Source organism: Vibrio tubiashii (genome assembly GCF_028551255.1).
Taxonomy (GTDB): domain Bacteria; phylum Pseudomonadota; class Gammaproteobacteria; order Enterobacterales; family Vibrionaceae; genus Vibrio; species Vibrio tubiashii_B.
In genome coordinates, this window is the sequence record NZ_CP117029.1 from 2,236,173 (window position 1) to 2,256,689 (window position 20,517).

General features: G+C 44.8%; 16 protein-coding genes and 1 tRNA gene. 7 read left to right on the forward strand and 10 right to left on the reverse strand.

Annotated features, from left to right (window positions below):
• Positions 1-40 precede the first annotated feature (40 nt).
• Complete coding sequence (locus LYZ37_RS10130; RefSeq protein WP_272785402.1) at positions 41-1,501, reverse strand: ATP-binding protein; 1,461 nt, start codon at positions 1,499-1,501, stop codon at positions 41-43.
• A complete protein-coding gene (locus tag LYZ37_RS10135) occupies positions 1,491-2,213 on the reverse strand; it encodes a response regulator (protein WP_272785403.1) in 723 nt (240 codons plus the stop codon). The genes LYZ37_RS10130 and LYZ37_RS10135 overlap by 11 nt, the downstream gene beginning before the upstream one ends.
• 204 nt (positions 2,214-2,417) lie before the next feature.
• Between LYZ37_RS10135 and LYZ37_RS10140 the strand changes: the two genes are divergently transcribed.
• The 3 genes from LYZ37_RS10140 (at position 2,418) to LYZ37_RS10150 (ending at position 8,254) form a co-directional block, all read left to right on the forward strand.
• Positions 2,418-2,624 carry a hypothetical protein gene (locus LYZ37_RS10140; RefSeq protein ID WP_272785404.1) on the forward strand — a complete coding sequence of 69 codons (207 nt, stop codon included), beginning with the start codon at positions 2,418-2,420 and terminating at the stop codon, positions 2,622-2,624.
• A gap of 6 nt (positions 2,625-2,630) precedes the next feature.
• Positions 2,631-5,750, forward strand: coding sequence for a hybrid sensor histidine kinase/response regulator (locus tag LYZ37_RS10145; protein ID WP_272785405.1), 3,120 nt, complete (start codon positions 2,631-2,633; stop codon positions 5,748-5,750).
• A 500-nt stretch (positions 5,751-6,250) separates the two neighbouring features.
• Entirely contained in the window at positions 6,251-8,254 is a 2,004-nt protein-coding gene (locus tag LYZ37_RS10150) for a methyl-accepting chemotaxis protein (protein ID WP_272785406.1), read from the forward strand.
• On the opposite strand, the gene LYZ37_RS10155 is transcribed toward LYZ37_RS10150, so the two are convergent.
• The 3 genes from LYZ37_RS10155 to LYZ37_RS10165 form a co-directional block, all read right to left on the reverse strand.
• Positions 8,247-8,855, reverse strand: coding sequence for a DUF2913 family protein (locus LYZ37_RS10155; protein WP_272785407.1), 609 nt, complete (start codon positions 8,853-8,855; stop codon positions 8,247-8,249). The two genes, LYZ37_RS10150 and LYZ37_RS10155, sit on opposite strands and share 8 nt — an antisense overlap.
• A 134-nt stretch (positions 8,856-8,989) precedes the next feature.
• Entirely contained in the window at positions 8,990-10,624 is a 1,635-nt protein-coding gene (locus tag LYZ37_RS10160; RefSeq protein WP_272785408.1) for a response regulator, read from the reverse strand.
• 408 nt (positions 10,625-11,032) lie between these two features.
• A tRNA-Arg gene (locus tag LYZ37_RS10165) sits at positions 11,033-11,109 on the reverse strand.
• A gap of 201 nt (positions 11,110-11,310) precedes the next feature.
• On the opposite strand from LYZ37_RS10165, the gene folD reads away from it, so the two are divergent.
• Positions 11,311-12,171: a bifunctional methylenetetrahydrofolate dehydrogenase/methenyltetrahydrofolate cyclohydrolase FolD gene (gene folD, locus LYZ37_RS10170; RefSeq protein WP_004748512.1), complete on the forward strand. Its 861-nt coding sequence runs from the start codon at positions 11,311-11,313 to the stop codon at positions 12,169-12,171.
• A 216-nt stretch (positions 12,172-12,387) separates the two neighbouring features.
• On the opposite strand, the gene LYZ37_RS10175 is transcribed toward folD, so the two are convergent.
• From LYZ37_RS10175 to LYZ37_RS10190, 4 genes are all read right to left on the reverse strand, one after another.
• Positions 12,388-13,587 carry a NupC/NupG family nucleoside CNT transporter gene (locus LYZ37_RS10175; RefSeq protein WP_272785409.1) on the reverse strand — a complete coding sequence of 400 codons (1,200 nt, stop codon included), beginning with the start codon at positions 13,585-13,587 and terminating at the stop codon, positions 12,388-12,390.
• A gap of 228 nt (positions 13,588-13,815) precedes the next feature.
• Positions 13,816-14,757: a LysR family transcriptional regulator gene (locus tag LYZ37_RS10180; RefSeq protein WP_272785410.1), complete on the reverse strand. Its 942-nt coding sequence runs from the start codon at positions 14,755-14,757 to the stop codon at positions 13,816-13,818.
• A 56-nt stretch (positions 14,758-14,813) separates the two neighbouring features.
• Positions 14,814-15,779 carry a lytic murein transglycosylase gene (locus tag LYZ37_RS10185; protein ID WP_272785411.1) on the reverse strand — a complete coding sequence of 322 codons (966 nt, stop codon included), beginning with the start codon at positions 15,777-15,779 and terminating at the stop codon, positions 14,814-14,816.
• A 43-nt stretch (positions 15,780-15,822) separates the two neighbouring features.
• Complete coding sequence (locus LYZ37_RS10190) at positions 15,823-16,110, reverse strand: YcgL domain-containing protein (protein ID WP_272785412.1); 288 nt, start codon at positions 16,108-16,110, stop codon at positions 15,823-15,825.
• Positions 16,111-16,271: 161 nt separating this feature from the next.
• Here LYZ37_RS10190 and minC point away from each other — a divergent pair, with 161 nt between their 5' ends.
• Genes minC through minE form a run of 3 tightly spaced genes read left to right on the forward strand, consistent with a single transcriptional unit; the run spans position 16,272 to position 18,029 of the window.
• Complete coding sequence (gene minC / locus LYZ37_RS10195) at positions 16,272-16,934, forward strand: septum site-determining protein MinC (RefSeq protein WP_171321055.1); 663 nt, start codon at positions 16,272-16,274, stop codon at positions 16,932-16,934.
• Positions 16,935-16,952: 18 nt separating this feature from the next.
• Positions 16,953-17,765, forward strand: coding sequence for a septum site-determining protein MinD (minD, locus tag LYZ37_RS10200; RefSeq protein WP_004748505.1), 813 nt, complete (start codon positions 16,953-16,955; stop codon positions 17,763-17,765).
• The gene (minE, locus tag LYZ37_RS10205; protein ID WP_272785413.1) at positions 17,766-18,029 is read left to right on the forward strand and encodes a cell division topological specificity factor MinE; all 264 of its coding nucleotides are present in this window, start codon (positions 17,766-17,768) and stop codon (positions 18,027-18,029) included.
• A 151-nt stretch (positions 18,030-18,180) separates the two neighbouring features.
• On the opposite strand, the gene LYZ37_RS10210 is transcribed toward minE, so the two are convergent.
• Positions 18,181-20,355, reverse strand: a complete 2,175-nt coding sequence (locus LYZ37_RS10210) for a CHASE3 domain-containing protein (protein ID WP_272785414.1) — start codon at positions 20,353-20,355, stop codon at positions 18,181-18,183.
• Positions 20,356-20,517: the final 162 nt, after the last annotated feature.

The window sequence follows — 20,517 nt, forward strand, 5'->3', positions numbered from 1 at the left end:
TTGAAACAAACCGTAAAACCAATGTAACAACAATGTTACATTACACCTCAAGACTCGGTGGAATAAAGACTTGCGCTCTTAAGCCTCTATTTGGCAAGTTGTCAATAATGAGATCTCCGCCATGTCCATGGAGAATATTACGGCAGATTCCTAGGCCTAAACCGTGTCCATCTTCATCATTTGCCAAGCGATAATAAGGCTCAAACACGGCTTCCAGCTTTTCTTCAGGAATACCAGGGCCATGATCGCAGATGACTACCGTTATCCATTCATCATCAACCAGGACGTTTACTTCGGCATATTGACCGTACTTAACTGCATTTTCGATCAGGTTGCTTAGTACCCGTTTCATCGCCAGTGGCTTGGCGACAATCGGTTCCATCTCTTTTGGTTTAAACTCGACTTGGGTTTGATACTGGTTATAAGGTTCCACGACGCTTTGTATCATTTCACTTAAATCAATATAAGCGTTGTTTTCATGCAGATCGGTATCACGGACACATTGCAGCGCCCCTTTCACCATCATCTCTAACTCATCAAGGTCTCGATTAAACTTCTCGCGCTTGGTATCACTTTCCAGAAGCTCAGCGCGCAACCTCAAGCGTGTGATAGGCGTTTTTAAATCATGTGAAATGGCCGAGAAAAGATGCTCACGATCGGCAACATAGCGTCGGATTCGTTGCTGCATACGATTAAATGCTCGGGTGGCAGTAATAAGCTCACTTGCCCCCTCTTCTTGCAGCGGCGCCTGTTCAATATCCATGCTCATTTCATTGGCGGCCTTGGCTAATCGTTTAAGCGGTTTAACTTGGCGGCGAACCAATAGATAGGTCAGCACAAGCAAAATCGTAGTCGAGAAAATCAGGAACAGAATCTGCTCACGGCCAATTAAGGTGTCATCTAGCGTAACGTAAGGAGCTGGTAGCAGAGCCGCTATATAAACCCACTCATGCGAGGCAAGCTCGATCTGCACCACTAAGATTGGCGGGTCGATAGGATTTAACGTCAGGGTATGGTGAGCCCATGATTTGGGTAGATCATGCAGATAGATATCGTTTTTAAGTAAACGTAAGTTATCTGGATGGGAAAAATCGACCGAGATACTCTCTGCTTTACGCAGTTTGTTTTGTAATACCCCTTCAATCGCCTCGATTGATGCCAGTTTCAACGGCGTATCTTCGATCGGTTCTACAATGAGTTGCTCTTTATTGAAAGAAACGAAAAAGCGTGTTCCCCCCATATTGCGGATCTGGTCGAGCACGATATGACGGTAGCGAACGGGGAGAGATTGAAAAAAGGTCACTGTAGACGCGAACATATTGGCCATGCTTTCTGAAGCGTCACGAATCCCTGCCAGCTCTTTGTGTTTCGATTCCGTATACCAGATGCTGGTAGCAACGCCTTGCGCGAGAATGACTGCCAGTAAGGTTAAACCTAATGTTCGGCTGACTAATGAGTTGGGCTTAAACTGCCGAAACCAGTTCCAAACACTAGCTCTCATAGCTCACCGGTACTGCCAACAAATAGCCATTACCACGCATCGTTTTAATATAGTGAGGGAACTTGGCACTATCACCCAGTCGCTGTCTTAATCGGCTGAGCTGAACATCTATCCCACGCTCAAATGGGAGCGCTTCACGTCCACGAGTCGCAAAAGAGATGGTATCGCGATCTAACACTTCATTAGGACGCTTGAGAAACAACATCAACAAAGCGAAATCACTCCCAGAGAGATCATGCGATTGGTGGGTTTCTAAGTGAGTAATGCGGTGCGCTAACGGATCAAGTTGCCAGTCACCAAATACAATCGACTTAGCATTGGCGCTGGCGGGGATCTCTTCCGTCACATTGACACGGCGCAATACAGCCTTGATACGCGCATTAAGATGTCGAGGGTTAAATGGCTTAGCGATATAGTCATCTGCGCCGATCTCTAGACCAATAATCTGGTCGGTATCATCGGACACCGCCGTGAGCATAATAATAGGCACTGACGAATGACGGCGCACTTGCTGGCATAAGGTAAATCCGTCATCACCGGGCAACATCACATCGAGTAAAACCAGCTCTGGATAGCCTTGCTGCTCTATATAGGCTTTCATTTGCTCACCATCATTAACGGCCGAAACCTGATAGCTTTGCTTGGTCAGATACTCTTCCAATAACTCACAAATTTCTTGATCGTCATCGACAACGAGAATTTTAGCTGACATACCCTTACCTATTACTGCTCTGTATTGATAGAGCGAGTGTAATCACTTCTGATATTCGAGATGAATGAAGATTCCAAAGAATTTGAACCTCTTGCGGACACACATCACATCTTATTAACAAAATAACGTTTAACAATCATTCAAAAGTAGTGATTTACGTCTAAGCTAAAACAATAAAAATCATTAAAAAGCGCTAGGTCTCTGATGAGAAACCCTCTATCGATGTTAAGTAGATGCTTGTTTACGCTGCTTTTACTCTTACCTGTCTCAACTAATGTTTTTGCCAACTATTCGAACGGTTTAGCCACATGGACAGGCTATCCTGACAATGTGCAAGGCTTTAAAGAGAGCTTCTCTCGTTTACAACTTGACGAGAAGAAGTTGGCAAAATTCAGCTACCAGTGGTTTTAATCATCAATGACGCTAACCAAAAAAATCCTTCTCAGTATTGTTCTTCTGACCTTGGTTATGTTCTTTGCTGCCGGGTACTACATCTATAAGTATTCAGAGCATGCATTAGAGTACAAAGCGTATCAGCAACTGAGTGGATCTTTGGAGCTAGCGGAAGGGATCATTGATGGTCACAACCAGAACGTCACGTCCATTGCATCGCTTAGTGCCCAGAATCGGAATGTGATTAAAGCGCTCGACTTAGGCATCAACCGAGGCATAGCCCAAGAACTTAACGACTCAATTAAAAACAGTCGCTTTATTAATTACATTTTTATTATCGATTACGACGGGTATGTCTTTTCCACTTCAAGCGTCGACTACCAAGGAAATAAATTCTTCGGCGAAAAATGGCTTAACTACGATTTAGAAGCCCAACCTCAACTTAGCCAGTTATTGACCCGCGACACCATTATAAGTACACCCAATCAAGATCCGTTCTTATCGGCGGAGAGCGGAGGAAAGCTGTCTCAGTGGGTGGTCAGCCCGATTTATTTTCGCGATCAATTAGTCGGTTGGTCGCTGCTATCATTCGATTGGCAGCGCAAAATGCTTGATCTACTCAATGCAACCTACAATCGACTAGAGCATGCCCACTACCCGGTGGTGAACCTTGGGTTATCAGACCAAATGAGCGACTCAAGCCCACTTATGGTCGGAAAACTTGCTGCCCCCTCTCAAATTCTTCAAGCCAGCAAGGAGATGTATTTTGGTCAAGCCAACTACTTACTGTCGGTAGTATTCGATGCAGAGCAAGCACTAAGCAGTTTAAGTGCCATTAAAAAAGTGATGGTATTTATCTTTGTTGCCGCCGCGATAGCACTTACTTTAACAATGTGGCTCTCAATTCGAACACTAATAATTAATCCTATTACCGCCTTGAATCACAGCATCGTTGGGTTAAATACAGACAACCTCGACGCTAGACTCTCTGCCTCTTCAACCTCAGAAATCGACTCAATTACCCAAGCCATTAACCAGCTGCTAGAACGTTTACGCTCTAATACCATTTCAATCGAAAGGCTCGATGAAGAGATCAAAGCGAAACAGATGTCTGAACAGCAACAGAAGCTTATCAGTCAAAAGCTTGAAGCCATTTTGGACACCGCAGCTGACGGAATTGTCACCATAGACAGAGAAGGAAAGATCCTTAGCTTTAATCAGGCAGCGCAACTGATGTTCGGCTATTTAGAACAAGAAGCGATTGGTATGCAGGTTGAAAAGCTGATGCCAAACAAGCACGGTGCGTTACACCAAGCCTATATTGATCAATACCTAGCCACAGGACACAGTAAAATTATCGGCGTCGTGGATAAACAAGGGCGTTTAGGACGAGAGTTCCAAGCGGTGACAAAACAGGGCGAAATGTTCCCTATCTTGCTTTCAATTGCTCAGGTCGAAACGAGCCAGGGCATGTTATTTTCCGGCGTCATTAAAGATATTTCGAAGCAGAAACAGGTAGAGCGAGACCTTATCTTTGCCAAAGAAGAGGCAGAACAAGCCGCGCTGTCAAAAAGTGAATTCTTAGCCGTGATGAGTCACGAGATTCGCACACCAATGAATGGCATTATCGGCATGCTTGATCTGTTACAAGAAAATGATCTTAACCACTCTCAAGCTCATCAAGCTTACCTTGCTCATACCAGCGCCCTCTCTCTTCTCACCTTGCTTAACGATATATTGGATTTTTCAAAAATTGAGGCAGATAAATTAGAGCTTGAGGAGCAACACTTCGACTTACGACATATGCTAGGAGATTTTGCAGAGGCGATGTCAGCGAGCCTAACCAATCCAAATGTTGAGATCATTCTCGATACGATTGATGTAGAGCACTCAATGATCATCGGTGACAGTACTCGCATTAGGCAAATATTCGCTAACCTTGTCAGCAATGCGCTTAAGTTTACAGAACATGGTGAAGTCATTATCACTGCACGTCTCGAAGAGTACAATGATACCCAATGGCAACTTAAGGCTTCGGTCAAAGACTCAGGCATTGGCATTCCACCCGACCGGATAGGCTCTTTATTTGATAAATTTAGTCAAGTAGATAGCTCGACAACAAGACGTTATGGCGGTACTGGTTTGGGCCTCGCCATTGTCAAAAAGTTATGCCAGCTAATGGGGGGCAATGTATCGGCCACTAGCCAAGTTGCCAAAGGAAGTGAGTTTAGTTTTGACCTATTAGTACAGAAGTCAGATCAATCAGAGAAGGTCATTCCGAGCGTAGACATCTCGCTTCTCAATATTCTGGTGGTAGACGACAACGCGATAAACCAAGAGGTGATTTTACGCCAGTTGCAACACTGGGGTGCGAGCGCCATCTCCTGCTCTAGTGCTTTCGAAGCCATCAGCTTATGCCAACGCCGGACTGAAGATAATCTTCCTATGTTTGATGTTGCCTTTTTAGACATGCAGATGGCGGAGAAAGATGGCCTTGAGCTGAGTAAACAGCTGAGCAGCGATCCAAGCACTCAATCGATGAAACTGATTATGATGACCTCGATCGACAATGTTCCTAAGCCAGAAACCATTCAAACCAATGGGCTCAGCGGTTACTTTGTCAAACCGGCCACTACCAAAGACCTGTTCAATGCACTTAAGGTCATTGCGAGCCCTGATTTTTCTCCGGGCGAGCAACTCGTGACCCACAACTATCTATCGGCAATGCAACCAGAGAAACAAACATCAAACTCGCTAGATAGCGATCTTAAGCTGCTCGTGGTCGAAGACAACCGAGTGAATCAAATCGTCATTACTGGCATGCTGCATAAGCTTGGATTGGACTGCACAATTACCAACAATGGCCGCGAAGCTTTAAGCGCTCTTTCAGATGAAAACAGCTTCGATATTGTTTTAATGGATTGTCAGATGCCAGAGATGGATGGATACGAAGCCACACATCGCATCCGTAGTGGCGCGAGTGGTGAAAATGTTAAGAATATTCCCATTATCGCCATGACAGCCAACGCGATGGAAAGTGATCGCAACGCTTGTAAGCACGTTGGGATGAATGACTTTCTCACCAAACCCGTCAATCGTTCTTTACTAGAAGAAAAGTTATTACAGTGGAGTAACCAGCACTAAAATCAGTTAAGTGGTTCTTCTTCGTGCAAGCGGATTAAATATGAGAAAAAAGTGAACAGTTCAAGAGTGATGTGAAGGAAGCTAAAGCCACAATTCAGTAAGGGCGCCTTGGATGATTGAGAACAAAAGTAAGCTATCACTTACCAACCAAGGCATACCTCTCGGCTCTTTCTATAATAGGGTGAAAATGCTCACAATACCGATTAAAGAAAATAAGCAAGTACGACCGATTAGGCCAAAGTTGGAAGGTTGAATCATTTCTTGGTGCTGCATAGGCTAGTCTCTCTTTTGTTACATAGTCATTACAATATGATGAAATTTAGAGACTTTCTCAATGCATACTTAGATTAAATTTTTATGACAGAGATTAGCTTTATTTCTGTTCCCTTAATTACCATTGAGTTTAACGCACACAATATGGCTTTGGTCACTCAACGAAAAAATCATTTCAACTATTATCAATACATCATAATTATAAATTCGACGTCAGGAGGCCATTTATGCGATCGCTCATAAAACGCTTTTCACTTCACCGTATCTTTACCGCATTAGCGGGTATTCCCTTAATCTTAGCTCTGCTAATGGCGGTAGAAGTCGCCGTTTTCCAAAAGACCACCGTAGAACAGTCCAATCGCGATCAGGAAATCATTCAGTTAACACTGCTCTACGATAACTTGGCTCATAACCTTGCGGTAGAACGCGGCTTAACGGCTGGAGTACTTGGAAGTAAAGGCGCACAAGAGCAAGTCGCTAAACTCAAAGAGCAGCGAAAAAATGCCGATCAGCACATCGCGGCATTTAACGCATTTAAACCTGAATATATCTCTTCAGAACTGACGAACAAGCTGAAACAGTCTTTGGATACTCAGCTTGCGGATATCAATCAAATCCGTAACCAAGTTGATCAGCTTTCACCTAAACGCTCTCCATTCGCTTACTACTCCAATCTCAACCAGCTCGCAATTGACAATGCTGTTCTGCTAGTTTCGGGCGTAAGTAACTCTGAGATTATCAGGCTAGGTAACTCTTTAACCTCAGTGATGGTCATTAAAGAAAGAGCCGGACAAGTTCGCGGCGCACTCAACGGGGCTTTTGCTCGTAAAAACTCTTCGCTTGGTCAGTACACCGCAATAGAGAATTATCTCAAATCCGGCGAATACGCAGAGAGGTTGGCAAGTCTTGCCATGCCAGATGAGTTCTCAAGCCAACTTGAGGCAGCCAAAAATAGCCCAACTTGGAAGCAAGTCGTTGATATTCAAAACCAATACCTAAACCAGAAAGCACAGCTACAAGAACTGCAAGGGCCTTCCGCGTTAGATTGGTTCGGCTTGGCGACAGAGAGAATCAAGTTAGTCAATAAAATACGTAACCAACTGGCCACCACAATGACTGATGTGGTTTCTGCTCAAGCAAGCTCTGCCCAGTGGTTACTCAGTATGATGATCGCCGCTATAGTCTGTATGGGCGCGATTTTAGTTGGTGGACTAGTTGTCAGTCTTTCAAGCCTCAAACGACGAGTTGGCGAACTCACAAGTAACTTGGCGAGTATGTCGAAATCTAACGACCTTAGCATGGTGCTGAAGGACGAAGGGAAAAATGAACTGTCGCAAATATCGTCAAGTGTCAATGGCTTGGTATCGAGCATTAAGCGGCTGTTGATTAACGTCACCGAAACCAATGAGCATAGCCATCAACGACTCGATCAAATGGTTCAAGGGGCCAACGATCTAGGTGACAGTAGTCGAGCAACCTCCGACAAATGTGGTAACATCGCTGCTGCCATGACTCAGCTCTCTCAATCCAGTTTAGAGATCGCCTCTTCTTCTGAGCGCGCATTAGAAGAAACGGAGCAAATGACCAATAAGGTGCTCACGTGTCAAAAGCAAAGCCAAGATTCGTATGAGATTGTGAAAGCCTTGGTCAACCAAATAGAACAAACTCAGGATTGTATGTCTCAGTTAGAGCAAGACGCGCAAAGTGTCAGCAAAATTGTTGAAACTATTAATGGCATTTCCGAGCAAACCAACCTGTTAGCCTTGAATGCTGCCATTGAAGCTGCTCGTGCAGGGGAACATGGCCGTGGCTTTGCCGTTGTTTCTTCCGAAGTTCGAGATCTTGCTCAGCGTAGTAAAGAAGCAACCGAACATATCTCTCAATTGCTTTCAAACATCACCAATAATACGCAAACTGCGGTGAGCAATATGGATAAAAGCCGAGAAGCGACCGACTCAACGTTCAACTCTGTTTCTGAAGTCACTAACAGCGTCTCTCAGCTAGAAGTGCTGATTGAAACGGTGAATGAACACATCACTAGTATCGCCAACTCTACGGTCGAGCAGTCCAAAGCCAGCGAAGCGGTCGACCAAGATGTCGATGTACTATCAGATATCGCACAAAATACAGGGCAACTCGCAGACAGGATGAATCAAGTGGTCACTAACTATCGTGAAGAAGTCAGTGAAGTGAGTGAGCACCTAGAGAAATTTAAGCTCGGTACTACCTAAGCGAGAGGGTAATTCTGACAAAATCACCATCTTCAAACTCGATATGGTGATCAAACAGAGATGAAGAATATATTGTACGGAGGAAAGTGTGCTTTTCTCCGTGAGTGCCACGAAACAACATCGAAATATTCGCGACCAAGCGATTACGATTATTGAAATGGGCATTGAGATCAGCAGAAAGTACACAAAGCAAGCACCCTTTGCTGTTGTGTTGTAAGTCGACAGCTTCAGGGCTTGAGACCAGCACTGTGGTGTTGAGCTCTTTTTCGAGGGTATTAACCAGCAGCAAAAAGCTATCAAGGTGTGGCAGTTCATCCCCTTCGACGGGAGTCAGCAAATTGCCCAACATGGCTTCCATGTCCAACCGCTGAGAACGCGCATGGCTGACAAGCGATTTAACCTTCTTTTTGAAAGGCTTATATTTCTTGCTGTTAGCGGCTTTGTTTAGCCAGGCCGAAAGAATATCGTTGACTTGAGAGCGAGATTTGCTACCTAAAACGATCGCAGTATGGTTAGTACGCAAATGGAGTAAAGCATGAAGAGCGAGCTCCGCCAGTAACGGCTCGAATTCAGGTTTAATTTTGGTATGGATACTGCGCATGTTCTCTGAGCGTAAGGTGCCAAGCTTGAGCTTAGTCTATTAGGATTTGTTAAAGGAACGACATGCTACCGAAAAGCCTTACGTAAGTACAGTATTCAATCGATGTCTGAGCAACTATTCACCAAACCTCTATGCTAAGCGTGAACCGGAGTCTGGAGACGTTTCTGCACAATACGCTTTGCTTTTTGGATCTGTGTCACCTTCGGGTGCATCGGATCTTGCTTTATCAAGTTCTCGATTACAATTCCTACACTCACAGGAAATTGCTCTTTAAGCAACTCAATATTGCTGCTATCAGACACCTTAAACTTAAGCATGGCGTTAATAAAGTGAGAGTGATGGTTGATAAAATAAGGCGCCTCTTTGGCCTTTATCGCTAAAGCATCAATCACACGACCTAGCGACGCCTTTTCTGTCGCTTGCTGCATTGCTTGCGCTTTAACACTCAATATTGCTTCGGCTTTATCCAGCACAATGCAGCTAATCGTCATCGCAATATCTTTCTTGCTTGAGTTGAGCAGCCTTAACTCATCTAGCCAAGTTCTGGCTAAATCTAAGCAACCAATATGAAGTGCCACTGCAAGTAGAGCAAACTTGCGATGTTCTAGCTTAGTTTGGTTGTACAGCAGCTCAAGACGCTTTGGCGAGCAAACTGGGTTCACTCCATTGACTTGTAACAACAGCTGATACAGACCTTTTGAGAACTTATGGTTATCGATTAACTCATTCTCTTGAATGGCCAAAATTGCCTTTAGAGACGTTTTCAAAGTCGCCGGATTCATTTTGTTGCGTGTTTTGATGGCGATAAGTGCTTCGAGAAACAACCTTAGCTCCTCAATAAACACTAACTCTTCGTCATCTAGCACCGAGTCATAGTCAATTTTGGCGAGAAACATCGACGCTTTTCGATAGTCCGAGAGCATGATACACAGCATCACACACTTAAGCGTTAGATGAACGATATGTGGGTAGCGGATTGAAAGTTTGATCATTACCCGAACAGCTTTGTCTAAATCACAATCAAGCAATGAATGACGTGCTGTGATCTGCGAAACCAAAGGGTCATCAGGGTAACCGAGAAGTTCATATTCATGGGCTAGAGCTAATGCTTCCACCTCATTTCCCATTTCATCATGCAGCGAAATCTGTTTTACAAGTGGCCAACGATGTTTTACCTGTCTACTCAACTGTTTAAGGACTAGTAGAGCTGAGTCATATTTGTTCTGTTTTACGTAGCAATCAACAACGACTTTGTGAAAGTCTAGCCACTCAATCCCCTTACGTTTTGATTGTCGGTTGCAAATTTCAATCGCGTCATCATATAAACCAATTTCGAGCTTCTTATGCACCGTTGCCAAAATCGAACGTTTAATTAAGCTGCTGGCAATAAGGTGCTTAAACTGGTTGTAGTTAAAAGGGTGACCGAGAATATTGTCCGGCTCTAACTCCTCTGCCCCTCTAATATGGTCATCATCGCCACTATTGGCAATCACGACAAATGAGCAGTCACGTGAGTAGGCACGGCTTTGCTGATAAAGGTAGTGATATTTAGGGCCGACTATTTTCTTCTTACTGGCATAAGAACAAATGATCAGATCAAAGCGATGCTGGTTAACAAGCTGCTTAAAGGTCATGACATTTTGTGCCTTGTGCAACTTATCTTCTGCACCACCCATTTTTTTCAGCATGTTTTTTATCGACGAAGACAACATACTGTTCTCTTCTACGATAAGTACTCGCTTGTCACTTAAATCTTTTTTGTCCGCCATCTAACTACATCTGTCATCTAATTTTCGAGTGGATGCTAGAAGGCCGACACATTAAAGCCTATAACTAGCCGCAGACTTAGATACACGAGCCGAATCGCAGTTACAAATTAATCATTATAAAAATCCATTTTATCCCTATATATCAATCAATTAACCACAAAAACAAACCCATATAAACATTCACAAAGCCAAACCTAAAGCGGCCATCATTCACAAAAGAGATGCATATTGAGTAATACTTAAGCAAGCCACTAAAAGATAAGAGCATTCACGTATCAGCATTGACTCGATATTGAGTACTGAAAATGGCAGTCATTGACCACCTAACAACGTGAGATAGACAAGTTGGAAAAGCACCAAAACGAAAAAACCCGACAACTCTATGAGCTATCGGGTTTCTAGAATAAATGGCACGCCCTGTAGGATTCGAACCTACGACCACATCCTTAGAAGGGACGTGCTCTATCCAGCTGAGCTAAGGGCGCGCTACAGGGAAAGGATTATACGAGTTCGAATTCTTAAAACAAGGGCTTTTAGTAACATTATGATCTGACTGACTAAAAAAAGGTCACAGAATTCTATTTTGATTAAAAACACCACAAAGCAAACGTTTGCTTATAGATGTTCGTCAAATAATTTGCGACAATGCGCTGCAAATAATTCGCCATTCTTATTAAAGGAAAGTCATGACCGCTCAAAATATTGATGGAACTCTAATTTCCCAAACTGTTCGCTCAGAAGTTGCAGCCCGCGTAAAAGCTCGTAAAGAAGCTGGCTTGCGTGCTCCTGGCCTAGCAGTGGTTCTTGTCGGCGAAGATCCGGCTTCTCAAGTTTATGTCGGCAGTAAGCGTCGTGCATGTGAAGAAGTTGGCTTTGTCTCAAAATCTTTTGACCTTCCTGCAACGACGACAGAAGAAGAGCTACTGGCTCTTATTGATGAGCTAAACGGTGACGCTGAGATCGATGGGATTCTTGTTCAGCTACCGCTTCCTGCTGGTATTGATGCGACACATGTCCTTGAGCGTATTCACCCTGAAAAAGACGTCGATGGTTTCCACCCATACAACGTAGGTCGTTTGGCTCAACGTATTCCTAAACTCCGCTCTTGTACGCCTAAAGGCATTATCACTCTACTAGAGCGCTACAACATCAACCTACGTGGTATGCATGCGGTTGTTGTGGGTGCATCAAACATTGTCGGCCGCCCTATGACGCTTGAGCTGCTACTTGCAGGGTGCACGACCACCACCTGCCACCGCTTCACTAAAGACCTAGAAGGTCATGTCCGCCAAGCTGACTTAGTTGTGGTTGCTGTAGGTAAACCAAACTTTATTCCTGGCAATTGGATCAAAGAAGGTGCAGTAGTGGTCGATGTAGGTATTAACCGCTTAGATTCAGGCAAGCTAGTTGGTGATGTTGATTATGACAACGCAAAAGAGCGCGCAAGCTTTATTACCCCAGTACCAGGCGGTGTGGGGCCAATGACGGTAGCAAGCCTCATTGAGAACACCATGCTGGCTTGTGAGCAGTTTCATACTAAGAAATAAAAGCGAGAAGCGAGAAGCGAGAAGCGAGAAGCGAGAAGCGAGAAGCGAGAAGCGAGAAGCGAGAAAATTAAAGGATTGGCACCAAGTGTCAATCCTTTTTATTTTGGAACGCTTCGCTATGGATTCGGGATGTGGGAACGAAAAAATCTCGAAGGGCGAAGCCCGTTCCCGATTCTCGGAGCAAAGCGTTCTAAAGGACGAAGTCCGCTCCAACTCTTAAAGGCTAAGAATCACACCTGCGATTGACGCGCTCATAAGGTTTGCCATGACACCTGCCGCAATGGCGCGGAAGCCGTATTTGGAAATGAATGGACGCTTTTCAGGTACTAGGCTTCCTAAGCCACCGATGAGCATCGCCATGGTTGAGATGTTTGCAAAGCCGCACAGTGCAAAGGTCACGATAGCTTGTGAGTGCTCACTTAGCTGCGCTTTGACATCCATTAATTGGATAAAAGCGACAAACTCGTTCACAACAATTTTATTACCGATTAACGAACCTGCAGTGATGGCTTCATTCCAAGGAACGCCCAGTAGCCACGCCACTGGCGCGAACACGTAGCCAAGGATTAGCTCAAAACTCAGCTCTACTCCAACTAAGCTGCCAACCCAACCTAGCATGCCGTTAAGCATCGCTATCACACTGATAAAGGCAAGTAAGGTTGCGCCAACAGCGACTGCAATACGCAAACCAGACATTGCACCGTCAGCCATGGCTTCAACGACGTTGGTCGCTTTCGGCATCTCGGCATTATCTAGCTCAGTGCTCGGGCTGATGGTTTCCGTTTCAGGTACTAAGATCTTCGCCATCAACAAACCTGCCGGAGCCGACATAAACGCCGCCGCAATCAGGTAGTTGAGATCCACACCTAGCGAAGCGTAACCAACCAAGGTACCACCAGCCACAGAGGCAAGACCACCACACATAACAGCGAAAAACTGCGAGTCCGTCATCTGTTTTAAGTACGGTTTTACCACTAGCGGCGCTTCAATCATGCCGACAAAAATGTTTGCTGTCGCAGACAAAGACTCAACACGACCTATACCCAATAGCTTTTGCAGCCCACCACCAATGAGGTTAATCACTTTTGGCATAAGCCCAATGTGGTACAAGCCAGAAATCAGCGCCGAAAAAAAGATGATGATGCCAAGAACGTTGATTGCAAACGTAAAGCCACCTGTTGCTAAGCCGCCAAACAAGAAAGCGATACCTTCTTGACCATAGTTAATAAGATTAGAAACGGCGCCTGTCACGCTGTTCAGCGCTTCTTTGCCTGCTGGCACGTACAACACCAATAGCGCAAAGGTAATTTGCAATGCAAACGCCAGCGATACCGTTTTAAAATTAATTTTCTTTCTATTTGTAGAGAGCAGCCAAGCAGTAAATAGAATGGCTACAACACCGAGAATTGAGTTCATAACATGAATCCGACAGAAGGGGGAACAAGAGTGGCGTCGGAGTCTAGTGATCTAAAAATGAGATTCAAGTCACAATTGTTAACTGGATGTATTTTACAGAGCTTAAAATATCACCATAAAAATAACTCATTGATAAATAAAAATATAAACGTTTGCCTATTACTATCTTTTCCAGATGGAAATGATGTTTATGGAGTAAGAAAAATTGATCTTACCCAGATGCCGCAGTCAGGGTCTTTGAATATAGGGCGCCAGTTTCTTATCCCAATGGCACGGGTTGCCAATTTTCTGCTTTATAAAATCGATCACGGCTACCGTCTTTTTGGGTAAGAAACGACGACTTGGATAGACCGCGTAAAATGGCATGCTTTGCGACGCGTTCCAGTCGGGAAACAGCTGGATAAGTTGCCCGGTTTTAAATTCATCGCCGATAAGATAAGTCGCTAGATAGGCGATTCCCCACCCTGCAACCGCAGCATCACGGACCGCTTCTGCTAAGTCGACCGAATAGTTCCCAGAGACTTTAATACTCAACTGTTCTTGAGGGCTGCTAAATGACCATCGTGTATAATCCCTTTCCCAGCTTCGATAAATCAGGCAATTATGTTCCGTCAGTTCACTTGGATGACTTGGGGTTTGATGCTTAACTAAATAATCAGGAGAGGCTGCAACAACAAACTGTGAGTCCGCTAAGCGCTGAGCCACATAGCCTTCTGGAAGATGTTCATTGTTGGTAATCCACAGATCCAACCCCTCTTCTAGCATATCTACCTTGTAATCAAACAAATGCACTTCAACTTGAAGATTAGGATATTGCTGACGCAGTTCATCAATCGCTGGAATGATGTGCAGGGTACCAAAAGATTGCGACAAACCAATTTTCACTAGTCCTGCTACCTCATCACGCTGGCTTTCAACCTCTAGCTGAGCCTCCCCCACTATCGAAACCAACTGAGCACAATGTTCATAAAATTTTTGTCCAGCCTCGGTAGGCGTAAAGCTGCGCGTGGTACGTTGTACAAGCTTTATACCCAGCGATGATTCAAGCTGAGTTAATTGCTTACTGACATGTGAGACCGAGACACCTAAGCTTTTAGCAGCCAAGGTAAAATTCTTATGTTTGAGCAAAGCGGCAAACACCACCATTTGCGCAGCACGTTCTGAAAGCACAGGATCTCCAAAAGAAAAAGGAGCTCAAGAGAGCTCCTTTTGTTTAAATTGTTTGTCTACAACGTAATTCTATCAGCGAGATGACTGACAGCTAAAGCGAAGTAGTAAGAGCGATTCCACTTCATCAGTACATTGTAGTTGTTGTAAACCAGATAGACTCGCCCGTTGGCATTGTCTGGCGCGGTCAACCATGCATCCACATCCACTTGTGGCAGTGAACTACCATCGTAGCGCGTGATGCCAAGTTGATTCCACTCCGCTAGGGTTTTCTCTTTACCTTCAACACGCCCTTCTAGGTTCATGTCGAAACCTTGCGGTAGCTTAACCTGACGCCCCCAAGTGAACTTGTCATTCCAACCAGATTGACTCAGATAATTGGCGGCTGAAGCAAATACATCCGCTTCTGTATTCCAAATGTCTTTCTTACCATCACCGCTTCCATCAGCAGCATAAGAAAGGAACGAACTTGGCATAAACTGACATTGTCCCATCGCCCCGGCCCAAGAGCCTTTAAAGTCGCTGACTGAGATATGCCCTTCTTGCAAGATTTGCAGTGCGGCCATGGTTTCTTTGCGGAAGAAGGCTTCTCGGCGACCATCGTAGGCGAGCGTCGATAGTGCATCGATCACAGGGTAGTTGCCCGTGAATTTACCGAAGTTACTTTCTACACCCCAAAGCGCAACGATAAAACGTGGTTGTACACCGTATTCTTCACCAATTCGGCTTAACTCAGCATAGTGCTCTTTGTAGAGCGCTTTCGCTTGTTTTACCTTCCAATCAGGGACTGCACGAGGAATGTACTCATCCAGTGTTAATTTCTTTTCCGGTTGGTTCTTATCCGCTTTTACAGCACGAGGCTTATGAGTCACATTTTCAAAAGCCTGATTGATAATTTGCTCCGAAATACCATTGGTTCGAGCTTCTTGTTTTAAGCCTTCAACATATTGCTCAAAACTGACCTCATTCGCATAAACAGAGGTAGAGAGTGTTAATCCTAGAACGACTGACAGTAGTTTTTTCACATTGCCCTCCTTGAGCAATAGAAACCAACAATCTAATTATTATTTACTCTTCAGATTGCTGACGAGCTTGTTTTTGCTCTTTATATTCATCGAGTAGGTTTTTTGGTGGCGGTGGCAACTGCAAGAAAAAGCCATCATCTGTTAAAGACTGTTTTACTTTCTCGACATCAACTTGTGCCAGTGTGCGCCCTTCCAGTTTGACCACCATAACCATAATAGGTTTGCCAAACATCTGCATTAAAGTGTCAGGAACTTGTGAAAAATCATCCTTTTTCGGGATATATAGGTAAGCGCCTTCTTTTTTAGAACTTTTGTAAATTGCACAAAGCATTGGAAGCCTTTTGTCCGTTTATTTCATTGAACGTCAATGTTTCGCTATTTTTTAAAGCAAAACACTCAATTGAGCGCAAGATAACTTGCTGTGCTTATTCTGGGAATATAACATGACACCCCTAGTCTCAGGCAACGCCCTTAAGAGGTTGTAAGTAAAAGATGTCACACACCCCAGACCTAAAAGGCAGCAGCTTTACTTTGTCAGTTTTGCACCTTTCTGACAACAATGTTGATAAAACTATTCATTTCCTACAAGAAAAGGTAGAGCAAGCTCCGGCATTTTTTGCTCATGCGCCCGTTGTCATCAATATTTCAAAAGTCGATGGTGATATTGACTTTGTGAGACTGAAAGAAGGTATCTCCCAAGCTGGTATGATTCCCGTAGGCGTCACAGGCTGTAAAGACAAGCGCACACAAAATTTAGCCTCTGAAGCTAAGTTTGCGGTCATGTCTGCAAGCAAGTCTCCAGCTCAAGCTCCTGCGAAGATGGCACCAACCAAGATTATCCGTACTCCGGTGCGCTCTGGGCAACAGATATATGCCAAGGACAGCGATCTTGTGGTACTCAATCATGTTAGTGAGGGAGCTGAGGTCATTGCAGATGGATCTATTCACATCCATGGTACTCTACGCGGCCGCGCAATAGCGGGGGCGAGTGGAAACACTGGCGCAGTCATCATCTGCAATAAGCTCAATGCCGAACTTATGTCGATCGCAGGACACTACTGGCTCACCGAGCAGTTCGCCGACGAGTTCTGGCAGCAAAAAGTTATGTTCAGTTTGCAAGACGACTCACTCAAGTTCGAGTTGTTAACGATTTAATATTATAAGGAACACATAATGGCACGCGTTATTGTTGTCACTTCAGGTAAAGGTGGTGTGGGTAAAACCACTTCAAGCGCCGCAATCGCTTCAGGCCTTGCTGTAAAAGGAAAGAAAACGGCAGTTATCGATTTCGATATTGGTCTGCGTAACCTCGATCTTATCATGGGCTGTGAACGCCGTGTGGTCTACGACTTCGTCAACGTAATCAACGGCGAAGCGACATTGAACCAAGCGATGATCAAAGACAAACGCACGGAGAACCTGTTCATTCTTCCTGCTTCTCAAACTCGTGATAAAGATGCACTGACCAAAGAAGGCGTTCGCCGCATCTTAGATGAGTTAGACGAAATGGGCTTTGACTTTATTATCTGTGATTCTCCAGCAGGCATCGAGCAAGGCGCACTTATGGCGCTATACTTTGCAGATGAAGCGATTGTTACCACTAACCCTGAAGTTTCTTCTGTACGCGACTCTGACCGCATCCTTGGCATCTTAGACTCTAAGTCTCGCCGAGCGGAAGAAGGTTTAGAGCCAGTGAAGCAGCACCTACTGCTAACGCGCTACAACCCAGCGCGAGTGAACCAAGGTGAGATGCTAAGCGTCGAAGACGTTGAAGAGATTCTGCATATCTCTCTACTGGGTGTTATTCCAGAGAGCCAAGCGGTACTGAATGCTTCGAACAAAGGCGTGCCCGTCATTTTTGACGAGCAGTCTGATGCAGGTATGGCATACAACGACACCGTTGAGCGCCTGCTAGGTCAGCAAGTGGATTTCCGCTTCCTGACTGAACAGAAGAAAGGAATCTTTAAACGACTATTCGGAGGCTAAATGTCATTACTTGAGTTTTTCCGTCCCCAGAAAAAAAGCTCTGCAAATTTAGCCAAAGAGCGTCTACAAATAATTGTTGCCGAGCGCCGTAGCCAAGGTGATCCAGCACCGTCTTACTTACCACAGCTAAAAGAAGACATTCTTAAGGTGATCAGTAAGTACGTCGCTATCGACCCTTCTATGGTTGATTTGTCATTCGAGCACAAAGATGACGATATCTCAGTACTAGAGCTTAACGTTAAGTTACCAGAAGACGATAAGTAAAGAAGCGAGAGGCGGGAACGGACTTCGTCCTACGGAGAAGTGGATATTTGTGTCTTCTCGAAGGGCGAAGCCCGTTCTCGAATCTCGGAGCAAAGCGTTCTATAGGGCGCAGCCCGTTCCAATTTCCCGAGGACGCAGTCCGTCCTCGCTCTTACACCTTGAATTGATTAACGAGACGTTTCAGAGACTCTGCCTTCTGCTCTAGAGTTTGAGCTGAGTTAGCGGCCAAGTTGGCTTGCTCATTGGCAACAACAGACACCTCTGACACGCTTTCAACGTTCTTTGAAACTTCGCCACTGGCTACTGATTGCTCTTCGGCCGCCGCCGCTATGCTGTCAATCATATTGGCAACATTTTGAGCGCCATTCACGATTTCATCAAGGCTGACACCCGCTTTTTTGACTAACTCTAACCCCTCAGACACATGCGTCGCCCCTACTTCCATACGTTCAACTGCAAGCGATGTTTCGTTTTGAATCGCTTCAATCGATTGTCCGATTTCTTGTGTTGCAGAGGTGGTTCTATCTGCCAATGCACGAACTTCGTCCGCCACTACCGCGAAACCTCGCCCAGCTTCCCCTGCTCGCGCTGCCTCAATAGCGGCATTGAGTGCTAACAAATTCGTTTGCTCGGCAATTTCATTAATCACATTAATTATTTCGCCAATTTCCGCCCCGCGTTTACCCAGTTCAGCAACACTATTGGATGACGCTGTCACCGCTTCATTAATTGAGTTCATTCCCTCAATGGTGTTTTTCACAACTTGGCCACCCGAGTTCGCCGTTACCCCTGCTTCTTGAGCATTAGCGGTGGCTTCTGAAGATTTGGTTGCCACTTCTTGGATACTATGACTCATCTGCTCTATGGATGAAGATATCTGGGCAATCTTCTCAGATTGAACCCCAAGCTCATGCGACATGTTGGTATTCGCCTGTGTGATAGCCATGGTTCCATCGACCACCTCATCGGTAGTACGCAACACCTCAAGAATCGCACCATTAGTTTTCTTCACTGCTTGGTTATAGCTCGCGGCCATGGCACCTAATTCGTCTTTAGAATCAATATCGATAGTATTGGTTAAGTCTCCATTTGCTAGGCTTTCAAGGCCGATGGCAACTTGTTTGACCGGAACAGTTATCGCTTTAAGCACTACCCAAGAGATGACTGTACCCAAACCAATCGCTATTAGCGTACCTAACATCAAAGTTGTTTCCGTGGTTTTGGCAGCTGAAACTGCGGCCGCTTGACGCTCATCCATCAAACCATCTTCCATCGCAACAAACTCTGCGATTTGGCTACGGAACTTATCAAAATAGACCTTACCTCGTGCTTCACCAACCAGTTTCGCCATATCATTCATCGTTTTGGCGTCACCAATTTCTCGTCGTAAATTGATGATCGGCGTTACAACTTCAGATTGCCATTCACTGATGGTATCGTTCATCTCTCCTAACAACTTAACCTGCTGAGGATTGTCGCTGACTGTTTGTTTAAGCTTAAATATCAGTTGCTTAAACTTTCCACTGCCTTGGTTGTAAGGGTCGAGGAAATCTTCTCTGCCCGCAAGCAGATAACCGCGCATACCTGTTTCCATATCTACAGCGGCCGCAAGAACATCTTGCGCAGAAGCCATCACTTTATAAGTATGATTAACCCAATCTGTTGCTTCGCCAAGTTGAGAAAATGAGCTAAGTAACTCTTCTGTTTCTGATTTTTCTAAATAGCCTTGTTCATTCAAGGTAACAAGAGAGAAAACACTGTTATCGAACTTGTCTTTATTGGTTGCTTGTCGCTGCTCAAGTAGCTTGGCTTCTCGCTCTGTAAACAAAGCGATTTGGCCGCGAAACTTGTCGAAATAGACTTTTCCGCGTGCTTCACCAACAAGGTCTGACACGTCGTCCATGGTTTTGGCGTGTCCAATCTCACGCCTAAGTTCGATGATGGGCTCAGTGACATTGACTCTCCAATCATTGATCGTTTTTTCAATCTCATCTAAACGCTTAACCTGAACCGGGTTGTCATTAACCGTATTCTTGAGTTCAGCGACCAGCTTAGTAAATCTTTGTTGACCATTCAGGTAAGGATCTAAAAACTCCTCCTTACCTGCGAGAAGAAAGCCGCGCATACCTGTTTCCATATCAACAGCAGCCGCTTCGATCTTCATTGCCTGCTGAATAACATTGTGAGTATGGTCAACCATAGCATTGGTTTGAACTTGTGAGCGTGAGCTTGTGATTGCAATAAAAGCCAAAAACACGAGGAGAATGAGCGGAGCCCCTGTACCTAGCGCGATTTTGAACCTTAAGGGAATATTTTTAAAATTCATGGTTCTATCCTTGACGAGTAATCTTCTTCCATGTGGAGCGTTACTTACCTATAGGTATAGACATAGATAGAAAGTTTATCGAACAAATACCCCTAACGAAGTAGACGAAAAAAAGCCCCAGTCTTTCGACTGGGGCTTTGATCTTTTCCCGATAGATAAGTG